Source organism: Halospina denitrificans (assembly GCF_004364635.1).
Lineage (GTDB): Bacteria > Pseudomonadota > Gammaproteobacteria > Pseudomonadales > Oleiphilaceae > Halospina > Halospina denitrificans.
The window spans coordinates 176,899-192,930 of record NZ_SOAX01000004.1 but is presented as its reverse complement, the minus strand read 5'-3'; the positions used below and the strand labels follow the sequence as shown (position 1 = coordinate 192,930).

At 61.5% G+C, this 16,032-nt stretch carries 14 protein-coding genes; 7 read left to right on the top strand and 7 right to left on the bottom strand.

Annotated elements, in window-relative coordinates:
• Positions 1–27: 27 nt before the first annotated feature.
• A complete protein-coding gene (locus DES49_RS10370) occupies positions 28–1,065 on the bottom strand; it encodes a GGDEF domain-containing protein (protein WP_243865016.1) in 1,038 nt (345 codons plus the stop codon).
• A gap of 243 nt (positions 1,066–1,308) precedes the next feature.
• On the opposite strand from DES49_RS10370, the gene DES49_RS10365 reads away from it, so the two are divergent.
• Together DES49_RS10365 and DES49_RS10360 are read left to right on the top strand one after the other, a co-directional pair.
• The gene (locus DES49_RS10365) at positions 1,309–2,862 is read left to right on the top strand and encodes an inorganic phosphate transporter (RefSeq protein WP_133736334.1); all 1,554 of its coding nucleotides are present in this window, start codon (positions 1,309–1,311) and stop codon (positions 2,860–2,862) included.
• A gap of 68 nt (positions 2,863–2,930) precedes the next feature.
• The gene (locus DES49_RS10360) at positions 2,931–3,197 is read left to right on the top strand and encodes a hypothetical protein (RefSeq protein ID WP_133736333.1); all 267 of its coding nucleotides are present in this window, start codon (positions 2,931–2,933) and stop codon (positions 3,195–3,197) included.
• A 3-nt stretch (positions 3,198–3,200) separates the two neighbouring features.
• Here the strand turns inward: DES49_RS10360 and panP are convergent, their stop codons facing one another.
• Positions 3,201–4,862, bottom strand: a complete 1,662-nt coding sequence (panP, locus tag DES49_RS10355) for a pyridoxal-dependent aspartate 1-decarboxylase PanP (RefSeq protein WP_133736332.1) — start codon at positions 4,860–4,862, stop codon at positions 3,201–3,203.
• 322 nt (positions 4,863–5,184) lie between these two features.
• Here panP and DES49_RS10350 point away from each other — a divergent pair, with 322 nt between their 5' ends.
• The gene (locus DES49_RS10350) at positions 5,185–5,403 is read left to right on the top strand and encodes a hypothetical protein (RefSeq protein ID WP_243865015.1); all 219 of its coding nucleotides are present in this window, start codon (positions 5,185–5,187) and stop codon (positions 5,401–5,403) included.
• Between the two features lie 21 nt (positions 5,404–5,424).
• On the opposite strand, the gene DES49_RS10345 is transcribed toward DES49_RS10350, so the two are convergent.
• The 3 genes from DES49_RS10345 to DES49_RS10335 are packed head-to-tail and all read right to left on the bottom strand — an operon-like array spanning position 5,425 to position 8,027.
• Positions 5,425–5,715, bottom strand: a complete 291-nt coding sequence (locus DES49_RS10345; RefSeq protein WP_133736331.1) for a DUF503 family protein — start codon at positions 5,713–5,715, stop codon at positions 5,425–5,427.
• Complete coding sequence (locus DES49_RS10340) at positions 5,715–7,400, bottom strand: isovaleryl-CoA dehydrogenase (RefSeq protein ID WP_133736330.1); 1,686 nt, start codon at positions 7,398–7,400, stop codon at positions 5,715–5,717. Before DES49_RS10340 ends, DES49_RS10345 begins: the two co-directional genes overlap by 1 nt.
• A 6-nt stretch (positions 7,401–7,406) precedes the next feature.
• On the bottom strand, positions 7,407–8,027 hold the full coding sequence (locus tag DES49_RS10335) for a TetR/AcrR family transcriptional regulator (protein ID WP_133736329.1): 621 nt from the start codon (positions 8,025–8,027) through the stop codon (positions 7,407–7,409).
• Positions 8,028–8,351: 324 nt separating this feature from the next.
• On the opposite strand from DES49_RS10335, the gene DES49_RS10330 reads away from it, so the two are divergent.
• From DES49_RS10330 to DES49_RS10315, 4 genes are read left to right on the top strand one after another with little or no spacing between them, the layout of a single operon-like run.
• Positions 8,352–9,407 (top strand): lipase secretion chaperone, encoded by a 1,056-nt coding sequence (locus DES49_RS10330; protein ID WP_133736328.1) that lies wholly within the window; start codon positions 8,352–8,354, stop codon positions 9,405–9,407.
• Positions 9,404–10,420 carry a porphobilinogen synthase gene (hemB, locus tag DES49_RS10325; protein WP_133736327.1) on the top strand — a complete coding sequence of 339 codons (1,017 nt, stop codon included), beginning with the start codon at positions 9,404–9,406 and terminating at the stop codon, positions 10,418–10,420. The genes DES49_RS10330 and hemB overlap by 4 nt, the downstream gene beginning before the upstream one ends.
• Positions 10,417–12,522 carry a polyphosphate kinase 1 gene (ppk1, locus tag DES49_RS10320; protein ID WP_133736326.1) on the top strand — a complete coding sequence of 702 codons (2,106 nt, stop codon included), beginning with the start codon at positions 10,417–10,419 and terminating at the stop codon, positions 12,520–12,522. The genes hemB and ppk1 overlap by 4 nt, the downstream gene beginning before the upstream one ends.
• Entirely contained in the window at positions 12,519–13,844 is a 1,326-nt protein-coding gene (locus DES49_RS10315; RefSeq protein ID WP_133736325.1) for a DUF945 family protein, read from the top strand. The genes ppk1 and DES49_RS10315 overlap by 4 nt, the downstream gene beginning before the upstream one ends.
• Here the strand turns inward: DES49_RS10315 and ggt are convergent.
• Positions 13,836–15,530, bottom strand: coding sequence for a gamma-glutamyltransferase (ggt, locus tag DES49_RS10310; RefSeq protein ID WP_133736324.1), 1,695 nt, complete (start codon positions 15,528–15,530; stop codon positions 13,836–13,838). The genes DES49_RS10315 and ggt overlap by 9 nt on opposite strands.
• 10 nt (positions 15,531–15,540) lie before the next feature.
• Positions 15,541–16,029: a pantetheine-phosphate adenylyltransferase gene (gene coaD, locus DES49_RS10305; protein ID WP_133736323.1), complete on the bottom strand. Its 489-nt coding sequence runs from the start codon at positions 16,027–16,029 to the stop codon at positions 15,541–15,543.
• Between the last annotated feature and the right edge of the window lie 3 nt (positions 16,030–16,032).

Below are 16,032 nucleotides of genomic sequence, written 5' to 3'. Positions count from 1 at the left end.
GATAAACCTTAGACGAGCGCCGGTGCTTTAGCGAGCCTGTGTTGCGCCTTCATCCTGCTTGACTCCGGGAGTGATGCGGTTGCGGCCATGCTCCTTGGAAAGGTAGAGGTTCTTGTCCACCTGCTTGAGCAGATCCTCGAGGCCTGTCGCCTGGGTTATGGAACTGACGCCCGCACTGAGCGTCAGTGGAATCCGCTGCCCCTCATAAATGATGGGTTTCTGCTCCGTTGCCTGGCGGATCCGTTCCGTCAGTGATAATGCGTCCAGTCGTGAGGTGTCCGGAAGCAGGATCAGGAACTCCTCGCCACCCCATCGTGCCGGGAGATCACTTTCACGGCATGCCGATTTCAGCAACGCCGAGAACGATTCCAGGACGTGGTCGCCCGCATCATGGCCGTAGTGATCGTTGATGATCTTGAAATAATCGAGATCCATAAGCACGATCGAAAACAGGTGTCCTGCCCGGTGGTAACGGGACCATTCCCGGTTCAGCTCTGCGAGCATGGCACGGCGGTTGGGAAGCCCCGTCATCTCATCCGTTTTGGCCGCGTACTCGTGTCTTCGTGCCGCGTTGAACAGTTCCTTTCGGGCCTTTCGGCGCTGATGATCCAGGATTCCGGAAAAGGCGCTAACAAAGAGCACACTGGCAACAAAACGAAGCTGGAAGTCCGGGTGATACTGGGTGGTGACCCAGGGGAGTTCCGGAAAGCGGAACACGAGAATGCTGTAAAGGATGCCGCCGCCAACCAGGAAGGCGCCCGCACGCAGGCCGGTGATGAAAAACGTCATGGGCAGTATCACGTAGAACCAGAGGGGGCCAGTATTGCTTTGACCCCCGGTACTGACGAGGAATCCGTACAGCAGCAGTACGATGACAACCAGCCCGTTGCGGTGGGAAATGGCCTTGCGGCTCAGCTGAAAGGCGCCCTCATTGGCCGCAAGCAGGCCCGCAAACAGAAAGAGCACCTGGCCATAGCCCATATCGCCGCTCTGGACCGCCCAGAGGCCGATCACGATCAGCACGAGCACACCGGTTGATTCCAGCCAGGTTACGAACCGGCTCACGCGCCGGCTTTCCTGTTCAACAGAATCAGGCAGTATGCCGTCTGTTGCAGTATGTTCTCCGGGCTTCTGCATGGGGATTGTCGCGCACTCGATTAAAGGTGGTCGTTGCTCAGAGAGATGCGGGTATTGTAACCAGAAACTGGACGAGGTGGGTGACGAGCAGGTTCCGTTGTCAGGATTTCATTTTTGTTACAGAGTCGATTATAGTGCCGCGAGCCATTCGATGAAGCTTGAGGCTGTGTTATGAGCTCCGTTGCCGACCTTTCCTCTGATGCCCCAGCGGCTCGACTGTTTCGTATAGGTGTCGCAGGGCTTTTCCTGCTGCTGATCTGGGCCTTTATGCATTACGGCGGCCTATCTGTCCCGGGTGCGCCCCTGTTGTTGGTGGCCGCGCTTTTCGGCGGCTATATGGCAATGAATATCGGGGCCAACGATGTCGCCAATAATGTCGGGCCCTCGGTTGGCTCCGGCGCCCTGACGATGACCGGTGCCGTTATCATTGCCGCGATTTTCGAAGCGGCGGGTGCATTGATTGCCGGCGGGGAGGTGATCAGCACCATCAAGGGCGGGATCATCAATCCGGAGATGGTGGCGGATCCCCGCAATTTCATCTGGCTGATGACCGCGGCGGTGCTGGCCGGGGCTCTCTGGCTCAATCTCGCGACCGTGGTCGGGGCGCCCGTGTCCACGACGCATTCGATTGTCGGCGGTGTTCTGGGGGCGGGGCTGGCCGCCGGAGGACTGGCCATTGCCAACTGGGATGTGATGGCACGGATTGTGGCCTCCTGGGTCATTTCCCCGGCACTCGGTGGGCTTATCGCCGCTGCGTTTCTGTTCGTGCTCAAGATCCTGGTGCTCTATAAACAGGACCGCGTGATGGCGGCAAGACGGGTTGTGCCCTGGATGATTGCCGTTATGGCCTGGGCCTTCGCGACCTACCTGGTGATCAAGGCGCTGCCGGAGCTCTGGGATGCAAGCTTCCTCCAGGCCAGTGCCGTCGGTCTGGTGGTCGCTGCCCTGGTGTTTGCGGTGGTGCGCGGCCGTATTGTCCAGCAGGCCGCGACCATGGCGAACTCCACCGAGGGGGTTAACGGGCTTTTCACTATTCCGCTGATCTTTGCCGCTGCCCTGCTGAGCTTTGCGCATGGGGCGAACGACGTGGCCAACGCCATCGGTCCGGTGGCCGCCATCAATGAGGCCGTACAATCGGGGACGGTTGCTGGCGAGGCACCCATCCCCTTATGGGTTATGGCGATCGGCGCCCTGGGGCTTGCCGTTGGGCTGGCGCTGTTCGGTCCTCGTCTTATCCGTACCGTGGGCACTGAGATTACCGAACTCGACAAGACGCGCGCCTTCTGCGTTGCCCTGGCTGCGGCCATTACCGTGATCATTGCCTCCCAGCTTGGCCTCCCGGTGAGTTCCACTCATATCGCGCTGGGCGCCGTGTTCGGGGTTGGTTTCCTGCGCGAATTCCTGAAGCATAATTACGCCAGCCGCCTGCACAGCATTCTGGAGCATCACAAGGGGAATGACCGGGAGCAACTGCAGGCTTTCCTGGATGATTTCCAGCAGGCTTCCGTGGAGGAAATGGAGGCCATGATCCGTCAGGCGAAAAAGAATCAGACCGAGGTCAAGCTGAAGAAAAAGGAACGTAAGCGGCTGAAAAAGATCTATCAGGAAGAGATGGTCAAGCGTCGCATTCTTCTGAAGATTGTGGCGGCCTGGGTGATTACCGTGCCGGCGTCGGGACTGATGGCGGGCATGCTTTATTTCACCCTTCGGGGCATGCTTGTGTAGCGTGGCGGCTGCTATACTGGCCTTGGTGTATACAGGAATCCATCGGCGTACAGGCGCAGGAGACGGGGATGAGCACGGCCACCGAAAGTCGTCAGCAGAAGGTGATTGATGAACTCAAGGGATTCATCCGAAAAGTCCTGAGTGAACCCACGACGGCGGCTCGCTGCATGGAAATAGCACGCGAATACCGCCACAAGCAGGGCGCCCGGGAGGCCATGGCTCGGGAAATCAGTGCGCAAACCATCGTGCGCATCCCCGAAGAGCACAGTGACGCCGATGAGATATTCCTGGACCTGATCGAGGATGTTCTTGAGGACGAGGAAGCCCTTTACTGAGTATCAGGCGCTGAGGGTCTCCAGTACCCCTGCCACCGAGGCTTCCAGTGCCCGTTTCTCCCCCGCGATTGAATCCTCACTGCCAATGGCGGCCTGCTCCGCAAGGATATCTGACAGGATCTCCCGGGTGGTCAGCGGGTTGGCAAGGACAACGCGGAATACGACGCACGGATAGTGGTTGTAATGCGCGGGTTCCAGTTGGGTCCGGGAGACGAAAGACTTGCCGCGCTCGCGCTGGGTTTTCTGAATGAACCGGGTGATGCGGTTGAGGCTGGCGTTGATGCGTTCCGCATCCTCGACGCTGGCATGGGTCAGTGCTTCACGCACCCGGGCCGGGCAGTAGCGGTAGGTCAGGATGTTGAGTTCCGGCGCCGTAATCAGCTCAAAGTCCGCATGCCTGCGGATCATCTCGGCAAAGGTCTCGGCTTTTTCAATGCCCTGGTCGATCAGTATTTCATAGCCTTCCCGCCCGATTATCCGCAACCCGGAATGGATCAGCATGGCCATGCCCGGCCTCGAGCCTTCCAGGGTTGTGCTGCCCAGGTCCTTGGAACCCTTGCGGATCACGTACTGGGCATGAAGCTCAATGGAACTGACCACTGATGGATTGCGGAACAGCACCATGCCGGCGCCCTGGGGCGTATAGAGCTGTTTGTGGGCGTCGATGGTGACGGAATCCGCCTGATCAATGCCTTTGAGTCGATGCTGATGGGTCCTCGAGAACAGCGTCGGACCGCCCCAGGCGGCGTCCACGTGGAAATGGGCACCGAATTCACGGGCAATATCCGCCAGGGTCTCCAGTGGATCCACGTGGCCCGTCTCAGTGGTGCCGGCAATGCCCACGATCGACAGCACCCGGATCTTCTGTTGCTGGAGTTCAAGGCAGCGATCGCGCAGGGCATCCGGATCAATCCGGTTGTCCGCGTCCGTGGCCACCGGGATCAGGAAGTCCCGGCCCAGTCCGAGGATATCCGCGGCCTTGCGCAGGGAGTAGTGGCCCCGCTCGGATACCAGTATGGCCGCCCCCTCGTAACCGTAGAAGCGCAACGCCCGGAACAGCCCCTCCTGATGCACGCCCCGGAAGCCGCCTTCGGCGGGAAAAGCCTGGTTGCGGGCGACCCAGAGGGCGGTCAGGTTGGCCACGGTGCCGCCTGAGCACATGGTGCCCAGGGCCTGGTGGGGATCGTGCATCCACTGGCGGTACCAGGCATCCTCGAAGCGGTAGATCAGGTGATGCAGCATGCCCAGGACCTGGCGCTCCAGTGGCGTGAAGGCCTTGGAGGTTTCCGTTTTCACCAGGTTCTGGTTCAGCGCGATCATGATCTTGGACAGCGGCAGCATGAAATAGGGCAGCGCCGATGTCATGTGCCCGATGAAACTGGGGGAGGCGGTATGGACGGATTGGGCCACCAGTTTGTCCAGCAGGAATTGCACCTGCTCCGAGACAAAGATGGGCTTTTCGGGGACCTGGGGGTTGGAGAAGTCCTTCTCCATTTCCCCCATTTCGCGCTCCAGGGCGACGATGTGATCCTGCAGAAAGCCGGTCAGGTTGCCCGAGATGTACTGGTCAACCTGGCTCAGGGTGGAATCGGGCGCCTCGGGTACCGTGAAGATCCGGTACATGGCATCCAGATTGGCTTTTGCGGTTTTGCTGTGGCCGCCCATAGACTGCTATTACTCCGGAATGGATGGCTCTGAAACGGCTCCGCCAATGCTGAAGAAATCTTCATGCGGGGTGTCCGGATTTCAGAGGTGATTCTGGCAACCATTGCTCGCCATTATGTCCCTTCCAACCTGTCTGATTCTCCCTCAAGCAGTCCAGTATAAGGCCTGAGGCCACCATAGACCAGTCTTCGGCGCCGCTCCCTCACGGGCTGTCCGCTAATAGGCTGATAATTCTGAATCAGAGGTAATTCAAAGGTTATTGCCGCAGTATGTAAAAGAATGTAAAACTCCGGCGTACACTTCAATGCACAAGGAAACGCAAATGATGAAGCGCGAATGGATTATTGGTCTTATGCTCGTTGCAACGCTGGGCCTGGCCGGCTGCGGTGATGACTCCTCTATGGAGGAGACCGGCGAGGATGCTGCGGACAGCGCCGAAGAAACCACCGAGGACATGACCGGCACCCAGGAAAATACCATGGAACAGGCGGGCGAAACCGCTGAGGAAGCAGGCGACAGTGTCGAAGAAAGCACCGAGTAGGAGCGGTGCACTGCTTTTTATTCAGTCGATTTCGACCTGTGTGTCGAGAATCGGGGCATCAATGCGCGCCAGGATCGCCTTCTCCACTTCCTGAAGGCGATGCTGGAGCAACTGGGGATCCGGGCCGGTGGTGACCACGCTCCAGGTGGCCAGTCCCGGATCGTCCTGATCGGCGATCTCGGCCACGGCCAGATCCGGTTCCTTCCCCCAGACCCGTCGCATGGCTGCAAAGACACGCTTCTTGTCCCGTACGGTTTCACAGCCATAGACCTGGAAGCGCAGGGTCATGGCGGCCACATGGGGGTGCTCCATCAGTCCTCCATGCTGGGGGTCGCGCGCTCGATGATGGCGGCACAGTCGACGTCATCCGGCAGGTTGCCAAACTGGAAGTGGTCCCGCTGCTGCAGGCGCCCCGCGCAGAAACCCTGGGCCACGGCCTGGTTGTCGCCGCGCAACAGCAGGGAGGCCTGGATGGCGAGCGCCATGCGGTCGGTGAGGTTGCGGGCCCGGTATTCCAGATTGTCCGTATTCCGGAATTCGTCCTCAAGCGCGCTGGCAAAGGCGTCGAAGTGGCCGTTCATGCCCTGCGCCAGGTTCACTTCCCGGAAGAAGCTGTCGAGTACGCCCGGCTCCTTTTTCATTGCCCGGAGTACGTCCAGGCACTGCACGTTGCCGCTGCCTTCCCAGATGGCGTTGACCGGGGACTCGCGCAGCAGCCTTGGCATGATGCAGTCTTCCATCACACCACTGCCACCGATGCACTCCATGGCCTCGTACGCGTGCTGGGGCGTGCGTTTGCAGATCCAGTACTTGCCCACGGCGGTCACCAGCCGCGCAAGATGACGTTCGTTCTCCTCGTCCTGGTGGTCGAGCGCCCTTGCCATGCGCATGGTCAGCGCCACGGCGCCTTCGCTCTCCAGGGTCAGGTCGGCCAGGACGTTCTGCATCAGGGGCTGCTCGCTGAGGCGGCCACCGAAGGCGCTCCGATGGGCACAGTGGTGCAGTGCCTGGGCCGCAGCCTGGCGCATGCCGGCGGAGGAGCCGATCATGCAGTCAAAACGGGTCATGGCGACCATCTCGATGATGGTGGCAACGCCGCGCCCCTCATCGCCGACCATCCAGGCGAGGGCGCCGCGTAATTCGGTTTCGCTGGAGGCATTGGCCACATTACCCATCTTGCTTTTCAGGCGCGTGAGCTGCATCGGGTTCTTGGTCCCGTCCGGGCGCCAGCGTGGCAGCAGGAAGCAGCTCAGTCCGCCGGAGGATTGCGCCAGTACCAGAAAGGCGTCGCACATTGGCGCGGAAACGAACCACTTGTGCCCGACCAGCTCATAGGCCTTGCCGGGTCCTTCTTCTGCTACCGGGTAGGCGCGGGTGGTGTTGGCGCGGACGTCCGAACCGCCCTGTTTTTCGGTCATGGCCATGCCGATGGTGACCGCCTGTTTCTCCGTGTCCGGCACATTGCGCGGATCATAGTGGCGGTTGAGGATCTTGGGAAGCCAGTATTCGGCCAGGTCCGGCTGCTTGCGCAGGGCGGGCACGCAGGCAAAGGTCATGGTCACCGGGCAGCAGTGGGCCGCCTCGACCTGTGAGTGCATGTAGTAACGCGCCGCCCTTGCAACATGGGCGCCGGCCCTGGGGTCGGTCCAGGGGGCGCTCTGCAGTCCGCCTTCCAGGGCCATGGTCATGACTTCGTGGTAGGCCGGATGGAACCGTACCTCATCAATGCGATGCCCGTAGCGGTCGTGGGTAAGCAGCTCGGGTTTGTTCTCGTTGGCCCGGAAGCCCAGGTCGATCACATCCGCACGCCCGGTGATCGCGCCGTACACGTCCAGTTCGTTCGTGGCCCATTCGGCGCCCTCGCGCTTGACCGCCTCGCGCAGAGCCTGGTCCTCGCGGAAGAGGTTGTAGTTCTCCAGCGCGGGGGGCTGATTGAATACGTCGTGGGTCTCCGCCAGAAAGGTGCTGTCCTGGCCGGTTTCAAAGGGTGCGTTCATTGCGCTTTACTCCCCAGTGCGTACGGCCTGCATACAGAACCGTACAATGTCGTTGATCAGCCGGTCCGCCGAGTCACTGTCCAGTCCGCCGGCGGCGGGCGACAGCGGGCCAACCAGGGCTTCGGCAATGGCGCCCACAATGGCGGCACTGCCAAGCTGTGGATTCTGGTCCGGGCGGTAGTGTCCTTGCTCGATGCCCAGCGTCAGGTTCTGTTGGAACAGTTCGGCATAGGCCTGGCGGTAGCGAAGGCGCTCTTCATCCACCAGTGGGTCCACGGGCTCTGCAATCAGGGCCCAGGCCATGGTCGGGCTGCGGATGGCACGGCGCGCGAAAACACCAAGCGATTCCGCCAGTGCCTCGTCGGCGGGAGCGGCGGTGTCCAGTGCTTCGCCAACCTTGTGTACTTCCTGTTCCGTAGCTCGTCGGAATACTTCGGCAAACAGGTCACTTTTGGAGTCAAAATGCCGGTAGACGGAGCCAATGGCGACACCCGCGTTTTCGGCGACCCGTGCCACCGATGCCAGACCGAAGCCGCCCTCGGCCACCAGGGCGTGGGTGGTATCGAGGATGCGCTGGCGAGTTGCTTCCTTCCGCGCCCTCATGCGGGGGGTTTCGCGATAGGCCATACTGGCTGCTCACTCCGGTTTTGCGGTGAACCAATGCGTCAATAAAAGTGAATCACCATTCATTTCTTTAGTCAAGCGAAACCCACAAAAAAGCCGGGCAGGGCCCGGCTGAAAACGGTCAATCAAGGGATAGAGGCTCCACTATGTCAGTGTAACCTGACCATCAGTCTAGATGCTTCCGTGTATCCTGCCCGGTGCTACTACAAAAAATCACACTTGCGACGCTGTTTGGGTTTTATGCCCATTGCCTCGCCGCTGGCGCAGGATCTGGCATAATGGGGCCTGTGAAACAGAAACCCATATGGCCCGGCATGGTGTAGCCCTATGAGCAATGCGTTGAAAAAAGGCTGGATACCGCTGGCTGGCGTTACCGGGCTTGCTCTTGTTGGGGTGCTGTGGTTCACGGTAACCGCGCCGGGGCCGGAGGAACCGTCCGGGCAGGCAGGCGGCTACGGCATGAATGAGGCGCCCGGGGTGATTGACACCCTCCCCAGGGAGGAGAGTGGGGATGACGGGGAGCTGGAAGAGCCTCCCGCTTTACCGCCCTCCCTGGAGGGAACACAGGAACCCGATGGGTGGCGGGCAGGCCCCGACGGGGCATGGCAGGTAACGCCGGCGCTGCGCCACCTGTTCGACTATTATCTGACAGCCCTGGGGGAAGCGCCCCTTGATGAGCTGGTGCGTCACATCCGCGGCGCCCTGTCTGAATTGCCCAGGGAAGCGCGGCAACAAGCGGAGGCGGTGCTTCGCGATTATCTCAAGTACCGGCTGGAAGTAGGCGATCTGGAAAAGCCCGCGGGCGGTGCGGGTGACAAACCGACCCCGGATCAGATGGCTGCGCGGCTCGCCTCGGTCCGGGATCTGCGGCGCGAAACCATGGGCGATCGTGTCACCGAAACCTTCTTTGCCCGTGAGGAGGCACTGAACGATTATGCGCTTGCACGGGCGCACATCCAGGCGGATGAATCGCTTTCCAGCGAAGAGCGCGAACAACATCTTGCCGAGGCTGAATCCGTCCTTCCGGAATCCATGCGCCAGAGTCGTCAGTCGAGCCGTCAGTATCGCGAGTACCGGGAAAGCGTTGCCGAGCTTGAGGCAGGCAACGCGGACCCCGAGACGATTGATGCACTCAGGGCCCAGCAGTTCGGGGAGGAAGGCGCCGAGCAGCTTGCGGAACTCGACCAACAGCGCGAGGACTGGAGCCGGCGGGTTTCCCGGTACCGGGATAACCTGGCCGCGCTGCGGCGACAGGACATCAGCGAGCAGGACTTTCAGGCGGAGCGCGAGGTGCTGCGCGAGCGCTATTTTGACGGCGAGGGCGAACGCACCCGGATCCGGGCCCTGGATCGTATGCAGCAGACAGAGGAGGGTATGAATTGAACCTGGAGGCGCGTCATTTTCCGGCAACCCGGTTGCGGCGCAATCGGCGTGATGATTTCTCACGGCGGCTGGTCCGGGAAACCGGCCTCAGCGCCAACGACCTGATCTACCCGGTTTTCGTGCTTCCCGGGGAAGGCGAACGTGAAGCGGTTGAATCCATGCCTGGTATTGAACGGCTGAGCATCGACCTTATGGTTGAGCACGCCCGCGAGGCCTGGGAACTCGGGATTCCGGCAGTGGCCCTGTTCCCGGTCACGCCCCCGGAGGTGAAGAGCGAGGATGCCGCCGAGGCCTGGAACCCGGAGGGGCTGGCCCAGAGGGCCGTGCGGGCCCTTAAATCGGCAGTTCCCGAACTTGGTGTGATCACGGATGTCGCCCTGGACCCCTTCACCAGTCATGGCCAGGACGGCATCATCGATGAGTCCGGGTACGTACTCAACGATGTGACCATCGAGGCGCTGGTCAGGCAGGCGCTGTCCCACGCTGAAGCGGGCGCCGATGTGGTGGCCCCCTCCGACATGATGGACGGTCGCATCGGTGCGGTGCGTGGCGCCCTTGAAGATGAGGGTTATGTGAACACCCGGATTCTGGCCTATTCTGCCAAATACGCATCCAGCTATTATGGGCCCTTCCGCGATGCGGTTGGCTCTGCCGGCAATCTTGGCAAGGGCGACAAGAAAACCTACCAGATGGATCCGGGCAATATTGAGGAGGCCCTGCAGGAGGTGGCGCTCGACCTTTCCGAGGGGGCTGACATGATCATGGTCAAGCCGGGTATGCCGTACCTGGACGTCGTGCACCATGTGAAGCGCGAGTTCCAGGTCCCGGTGTTTGCCTATCAGGTCAGCGGTGAGTACGCCATGCACATGGCGGCCGCCGAAAACGGGTGGCTGGACGGGGACGCCGTGATGATGGAGAGCCTGCTTGCCATGCGCCGGGCCGGAGCCAATGCCATACTGACCTATTTCGCGTTGAGGGCCGCCCGTTTGCTGGCCAGAGGGAGCAACGAATGACGACAGCCGTGCCCGATCCGGGCGAGACACTCCAGGTTCCGGACCTGAAGGCCTTTGAGAACTTTTTCAATCGCGAGATCAGTCACCTGCAGTTCAACTACCGGGTAATGATGCAGGCCTGTGATGAAAGCCATCCGTTGCTTGAGCGGCTCATGTTCTGCTGCATTTTCAGCAGCAACATGGATGAGTTCTTCGAGATCCGTGCCGCCGGGCTCAGGCAGCAGCTCAAGTACGGCCGTGAGGTCCTGGGGCCTGATGGTAAGGGGCCGCAGCAGGTACTGAATGAAATCAGTGACGTGGCCCATCGCTATGTGGAGGAGCAATACCGGATACTCAATGACGTCATTATCCCCCGCCTCAGGGAAGAGAATATCCAGTTCCTCCGGCGGCGGGAGTGGACCCGGGTTCAGGCCAACTGGGTGGCGCGCTATTTCCGTGAGGAAGTGATGCCCGTGGTGAACCCCATCGGTCTGGATCCATCCCATCCACTGCCGCGTCTTGTGAACAAGAGCCTCAACTTCATCGTGGAGCTGGACGGCAAGGATGCGTTCGGACGCGAGACCGGCATGGCCATCGTGCCGGCGCCCCGGTCACTGCCGCGCCTGGTGCGGCTGCCGGACGAGGTCTGCGAGAGCGGCGACAACCTGGTTTTCCTCTCTTCCATGATTCACGCTCATGCGGATGAGCTTTTCCCGGGCATGACCATCAAGGGCTGCTACCAGTTCCGCCTGACCCGTAATGCCGACCTTGAGCTCGAGGATGACCTTGAGGATCTTGCTTCGGCGCTGCGTGGTGAGCTGCTGAGCCGACGCTTCGGTGATGCGGTTCGCCTGGAGGTGGCGGATAACTGCCCCCGGCATCTCGTGGACTTCCTGCTGCGCCAGTTCGGTCTTACGGAGCGCGAGCTCTACTGGGCGAACGGCCCCGTGAATCTGGCTCGCCTCAGCGCTGTCAGCAGCCTGGTTGACCGACCCGACCTGGAATATCCGGCCATGACGCCGGGTCTCCCAAAGAGCCTGAAAGGCCGGGAAAGCACCATGGATGCCATTCGTCAGCAGGACATCCTGCTGCTGCACCCCTATCAGAGCTTCTCGCCGGTTGTGGACCTGCTGCGACAGGCGGCCCGGGACCCGCAGGTACTGGCCATTCGGCAGACGCTGTACCGGACCGGGGCGGAATCGGAAATGGTTGAGGCCCTCGCCGATGCCGCCCGGCGTGGCAAGGAGGTAACGGCGGTTATCGAGCTTCGGGCGCGTTTTGACGAGGCGGAGAACCTCGAACTCGCCAGCCGGCTCCAGGAAGCTGGCGCTATCGTTGTATACGGGGTGGTGGGCTATAAGACCCACGCCAAGATGATCATGATCGTGCGCCGGGAAAATGGCCGGCTGAAACGCTACGTCCACCTGGGAACCGGTAATTATCACGCCGGTAACGCCAGGCTCTATACGGACTACAGTTTCATGACCTGTGATGATGCGCTGGGCGACGATGTGAACAAGATTTTCCAGCAGCTCACGGGCATGGGTAAGACCCTCAAGATACAGAAACTGCTCCACGCCCCGTTCACGCTGCACCAGCGCCTGCTCGAGATGATTGACCGTGAAGCCCAGAACGCGCTCGAAGGCAAACGGGCGCGCATCATCGCGAAAGTGAACGCAATCACCGATCCCGAAGTGATCCGTGCCCTGTACAGGGCCTCCTGTGCCGGCGTCCGCATCGACCTGATCGTGCGCGGTATCTGCTGCCTGCGGCCCCAGGTTCCCGGGCTTTCGGAGCGGATCCGAGTGGTCTCCATCATCGGGCGTTTCCTGGAGCACAGCCGGGTTTACTGGTTTGCCAATGGTGGCGAGTCCGAGGTCTACTGTTCCAGTGCGGACTGGATGGAGCGCAATCTCATCAACCGGGTTGAAACCTGCTTCCCCATTGAAGACAGGCGTCTGGCGCGCCGGTTGCGCCGGGATATGGAGGTCTATCTGCGGGATAACGCCCAGAGCTGGGAGCTGCAGCCCAACGGCGACTACCAGGCCCAGCACCCGGCCCCCGGCGAGAAGCGGGTGGCGTCCCAACAGGCCCTGATGCAGCGTTTGGCGGGAACGGGATGAAGCCATCAATGCGTTTTCTACCGCTGGCCGCCCTGATTCTGCTGATTGGTGTCGCACTCGGCGCCCCCTATGGATTCGGGGTCCTGGCGGAATCCCAGTTCAAACGCCTGGTGACGGACCTGGAAGCCCGTGAGCAGGATGAGTGGCGCCTGCGGCCGGTGAGCTATGAGCGCGGTTACCTGAGCGCGACCGCCAGGACACAGCTGTTGCCGCCGCAAGGGGACGATGGTGAGCCGGCCCTGGCGAAGCCAGTCAACCTTGTTACCCGTTTTGAGCATGGAGTAACCGGCATCAGGGCCGTGACCCGGCTCGAGAATGACGATTCGGGCGTGCTCAACACGCTTTTCCCGGAACAGAAACCGAAGCTGCGACTCGAGGCGGGATTGGGCGGCCATCTGGATGGGCGTCTGCTGATTCCATCGTTCTCCTGGTCGCCGGATATCGATATCCAGGCATTGGCCGGGACACGCGGAACGGTGGAGCAGTTCGTGATGTCGGCGGATTACTGGCACGGCAGCGGCAGTCACGAGTTGGCCATGGACTGGCCCGGTTTCGAGATGGACGTGGGCGACGGGGTGCTCAGGGTGGAGAATGTAAGCCTGGACCACCAGATGGCGCCACTGCTTGAGAGTCTGTGGCAGGGCCAGAGCCGATTCCGCGTTGAGCGGATGACTCTGGACCCGGTCCTCGCTGACCCGGTGATTGCACGCAGCATGCGCATTGATATCGACGCCTCGGAAGAGGACGGCTATTTTGACGCTGCACTGCAGATCGGGATCGACTCCTTTGAAACCGGACGGGAAGACTTCGGACGCCAGGTGTTTGAGTGGACAGCCGATGGGTTGCATGCGCGGAGCCTGGACTCGGCACTCGGCGCTTTCGTGGCACTCCAGCGCACAAGCCGCTCGGAGGAGGGTCGCGCCTCCAGGCGGGCAACGCAGGAGATGAAGCTCCACGAATCCCTTTCCAGCAGTCTTCAGCGCCTGTCTGCCCATGGTGGCGAGATGGCCGTCCCGGAACTGTTGTTGCGGTTGCCCGAAGGGGTTATCGAGGGCGAGATGGTGTTGCGTTATCCCCAGCGCCCTGCGCCGGAGCGGGACCAGCCCGTGAGCCTCCTGCGCCATGCCGAGGGGCAGGGGGTACTCATCGTTGACCGCAACATGGTCTGGGTGCTGCCCAACACCGCAAGGAAGGTCCTTGAGCGCCTTGAGCAGCGTGATATTGTTGACGGCAGTGATGGCCGCTACCACCTGGATGTTCGGCTGGACAATATGGAGCTGCGCCTGAACGATCAGGTTCTTGAGTTGCCCCGCCTACTCTGAGTCAGTGGCATCGATGACCCCTGCTCGGCCGATGCCGCGGGGATCCGACGCCCCCGTTATCCGGCCGGTGTCCGTGGCCTGGCGGATCAGCTGCATATTGCCGTAGGTCCTGCCCACGTCCTTGAGTTCGTGACCCAGATCGCGGAGCCGCTCTTTTTCAGTCGTCGTAAAGGTATCCGGCTCATGCTGGATCTGATCCGGCTGGTACTGATGATGAAAGCGGTGATTGGCAACCACGCTTGCGGGGGCGTGGCCATCCAGGAGATCCAGTAATGCCAGGAAATTCATGGTAATGATCCGGCTGCCACCGGGTGTGCCCACAGCGGTTATGGCGCCGTCGGTTTCCAGAATCACAGGACTCATGCTGGACAGCGGTCGTTTCCCCGCCTCCACCCTGTTCGCCTCACCGCCGATCAGGCCATACGCATTGGGATATCCGGGCCGGATGCTGAAGTCATCCATTTCGTTGTTGAGGACAATGCCGGTGCGCTCTGAGGTTACCCCTGAGCCGAAGGGGTAGTTGATGCTCAGGGTTGCGGATACGGCGTTGCCCTGAGCATCTATTACGGACAGGTGGGAGGTGTGGCGCCCATCGGTTCCCGGGTCGGTTAGTTGGCCGCTGGGTGTGGCGCTGTCCGGGGTGATGTCTGATGCGAGGCTTTCCAGGTAGTCCGGGGACAGCAGTTTCTGTGTCGGTATGTCCGTGAATGCCGGATCGCCCAGATACTGGGCCCGATCCCGGTAGGCCCGGCGCATCATCTCGGTCAGCCAGTGGGTGCGCTCCACGGAATCCGCCGTCGCGGGCAGCGGGCGAGCCTGCAGCATGCCAAAGAGTTGGCCGAGCGCGACACCGCCGGATGAAGGCGCGGGGGCCGTCAGGATGCGTGCGTCCCGGAAATCGATGATCCGGGGCTTGCGCTTGATGGTTTCGTACTCCGCAAGGTCCTCGCCGGTCCAGATGCCGCCAGCGGCCCGCACGTCGCGGGTCAGCTTCTGTGCCAGTTCACCCTGGTAGAAGCCGTCGCGCCCTTTCCGGGCAAGAGTCCTGAGGGTGTCGGCCAGCGCCGGCTGATGGATCAGGGTTCCCGCTTCAGGCACATTACCTTCGCCATCCAGAAAGAGACGCCGGGTTGTGGGATCCTCACGGAGGACCTCCAGACGGAATTCAGCCAGCGAGCGGTATCGCTCATCCACCGGGAACCCGGTGCGCGCCAGCTTGATGGCCGGGGCAAGGTTGCGGTGCAGGGGCAGGTTGCCGTAGTCGCCGGTTATACGGTCCAGGGCAGCGGGTTGGCCCGGAATACCGGCGGCAAGGGCGCCGTTGAGTGAGGGCTCACCCTCCAGTACCTCGCCGTCCTCGTCCAGGTAGAGGTCGGGGTGGGCCTTTCCCGGCGCGGTTTCCCGGGCATCAATTACCACGGGGTCGCCGTCGGCTGGTCGCAGGACCCAGAAGCCGCCGCCACCGATCCCCGAGCTGTAGGGCTCCACCACGCCGAGGGTGGCAGCCGTGGCCACGGCGGCATCAAAGGCGTTGCCGCCGGACTCGAGCACCCGGATTCCGGCCTCCGTGGCCATCGGGTGGGCCGATGCCACCCCGGCCTGCTGCGTCGCTTCCCGCTCCGTGTTGCCACAGCCCGCGAGCGCCAGGCAGAGGGCTGCCAGCGCGATCCGTTGTCTTCCCGTCATGGTGTCGCGCTCAATCCGTTGCCTGTTGGAAATGATACCGCAGGCTTTCCGCAACCACGGGATCCACGAAGTCCTCAACCTGGCCGCCCAGCCCGGCGATTTCACGGATCAGTGTCGAGGAAATATAGGAGAGGTGGTTGGCCGGGGTCAGGAAGATGCTCTCCACGCCAGGGGCGAGATGCCGGTTCATATCGGCGAGCTGGAACTCGTATTCGAAGTCGGAGGCGGCGCGCAGGCCGCGCAGGATAATATTCCCCTTCTGCTCGCGGACAAAATCGGCGAGAAGGTTGCTGAACCCCATAACGCGGACATTATCGAGATCCGAGAGGACGCTTTCGCACAGTCGCACACGTTCTTCCAGTGGCAGCAGGGGGCGTTTCTTGGGACTTGCTGCCACGGAGACCACGACCTCATCAAAGAGGCTTGCGGCCCGGTTAATGAGATCGGTATGACCGTTGGTGATCGGGTCGAAGGTGCCCGGATAGATTGCCGTATTCATGGA

Bases quoted from the DNA above. Each gene is read 5' to 3' on its own strand.
- DES49_RS10335 (WP_133736329.1), bottom strand. From the start codon at position 8,027: ATGGCCTATCGCGAAACCCCCCGCATGAGGGCGCGGAAGGAAGCAACT.
- DES49_RS10350 (WP_243865015.1), top strand. From the start codon at position 5,185: ATGATGAAGCGCGAATGGATTATTGGTCTTATGCTCGTTGCAACGCTG.
- ppk1 (WP_133736326.1), top strand. From the start codon at position 10,417: ATGACGACAGCCGTGCCCGATCCGGGCGAGACACTCCAGGTTCCGGAC.
- DES49_RS10340 (WP_133736330.1), bottom strand. From the start codon at position 7,400: ATGAACGCACCCTTTGAAACCGGCCAGGACAGCACCTTTCTGGCGGAG.
- DES49_RS10345 (WP_133736331.1), bottom strand. From the start codon at position 5,715: ATGGAGCACCCCCATGTGGCCGCCATGACCCTGCGCTTCCAGGTCTAT.
- ggt (WP_133736324.1), bottom strand. From the start codon at position 15,530: ATGACGGGAAGACAACGGATCGCGCTGGCAGCCCTCTGCCTGGCGCTC.
- panP (WP_133736332.1), bottom strand. From the start codon at position 4,862: ATGGGCGGCCACAGCAAAACCGCAAAAGCCAATCTGGATGCCATGTAC.
- DES49_RS10360 (WP_133736333.1), top strand. From the start codon at position 2,931: ATGAGCACGGCCACCGAAAGTCGTCAGCAGAAGGTGATTGATGAACTC.
- DES49_RS10365 (WP_133736334.1), top strand. From the start codon at position 1,309: ATGAGCTCCGTTGCCGACCTTTCCTCTGATGCCCCAGCGGCTCGACTG.
- DES49_RS10330 (WP_133736328.1), top strand. From the start codon at position 8,352: ATGAGCAATGCGTTGAAAAAAGGCTGGATACCGCTGGCTGGCGTTACC.
- coaD (WP_133736323.1), bottom strand. From the start codon at position 16,029: ATGAATACGGCAATCTATCCGGGCACCTTCGACCCGATCACCAACGGT.
- DES49_RS10315 (WP_133736325.1), top strand. From the start codon at position 12,519: ATGAAGCCATCAATGCGTTTTCTACCGCTGGCCGCCCTGATTCTGCTG.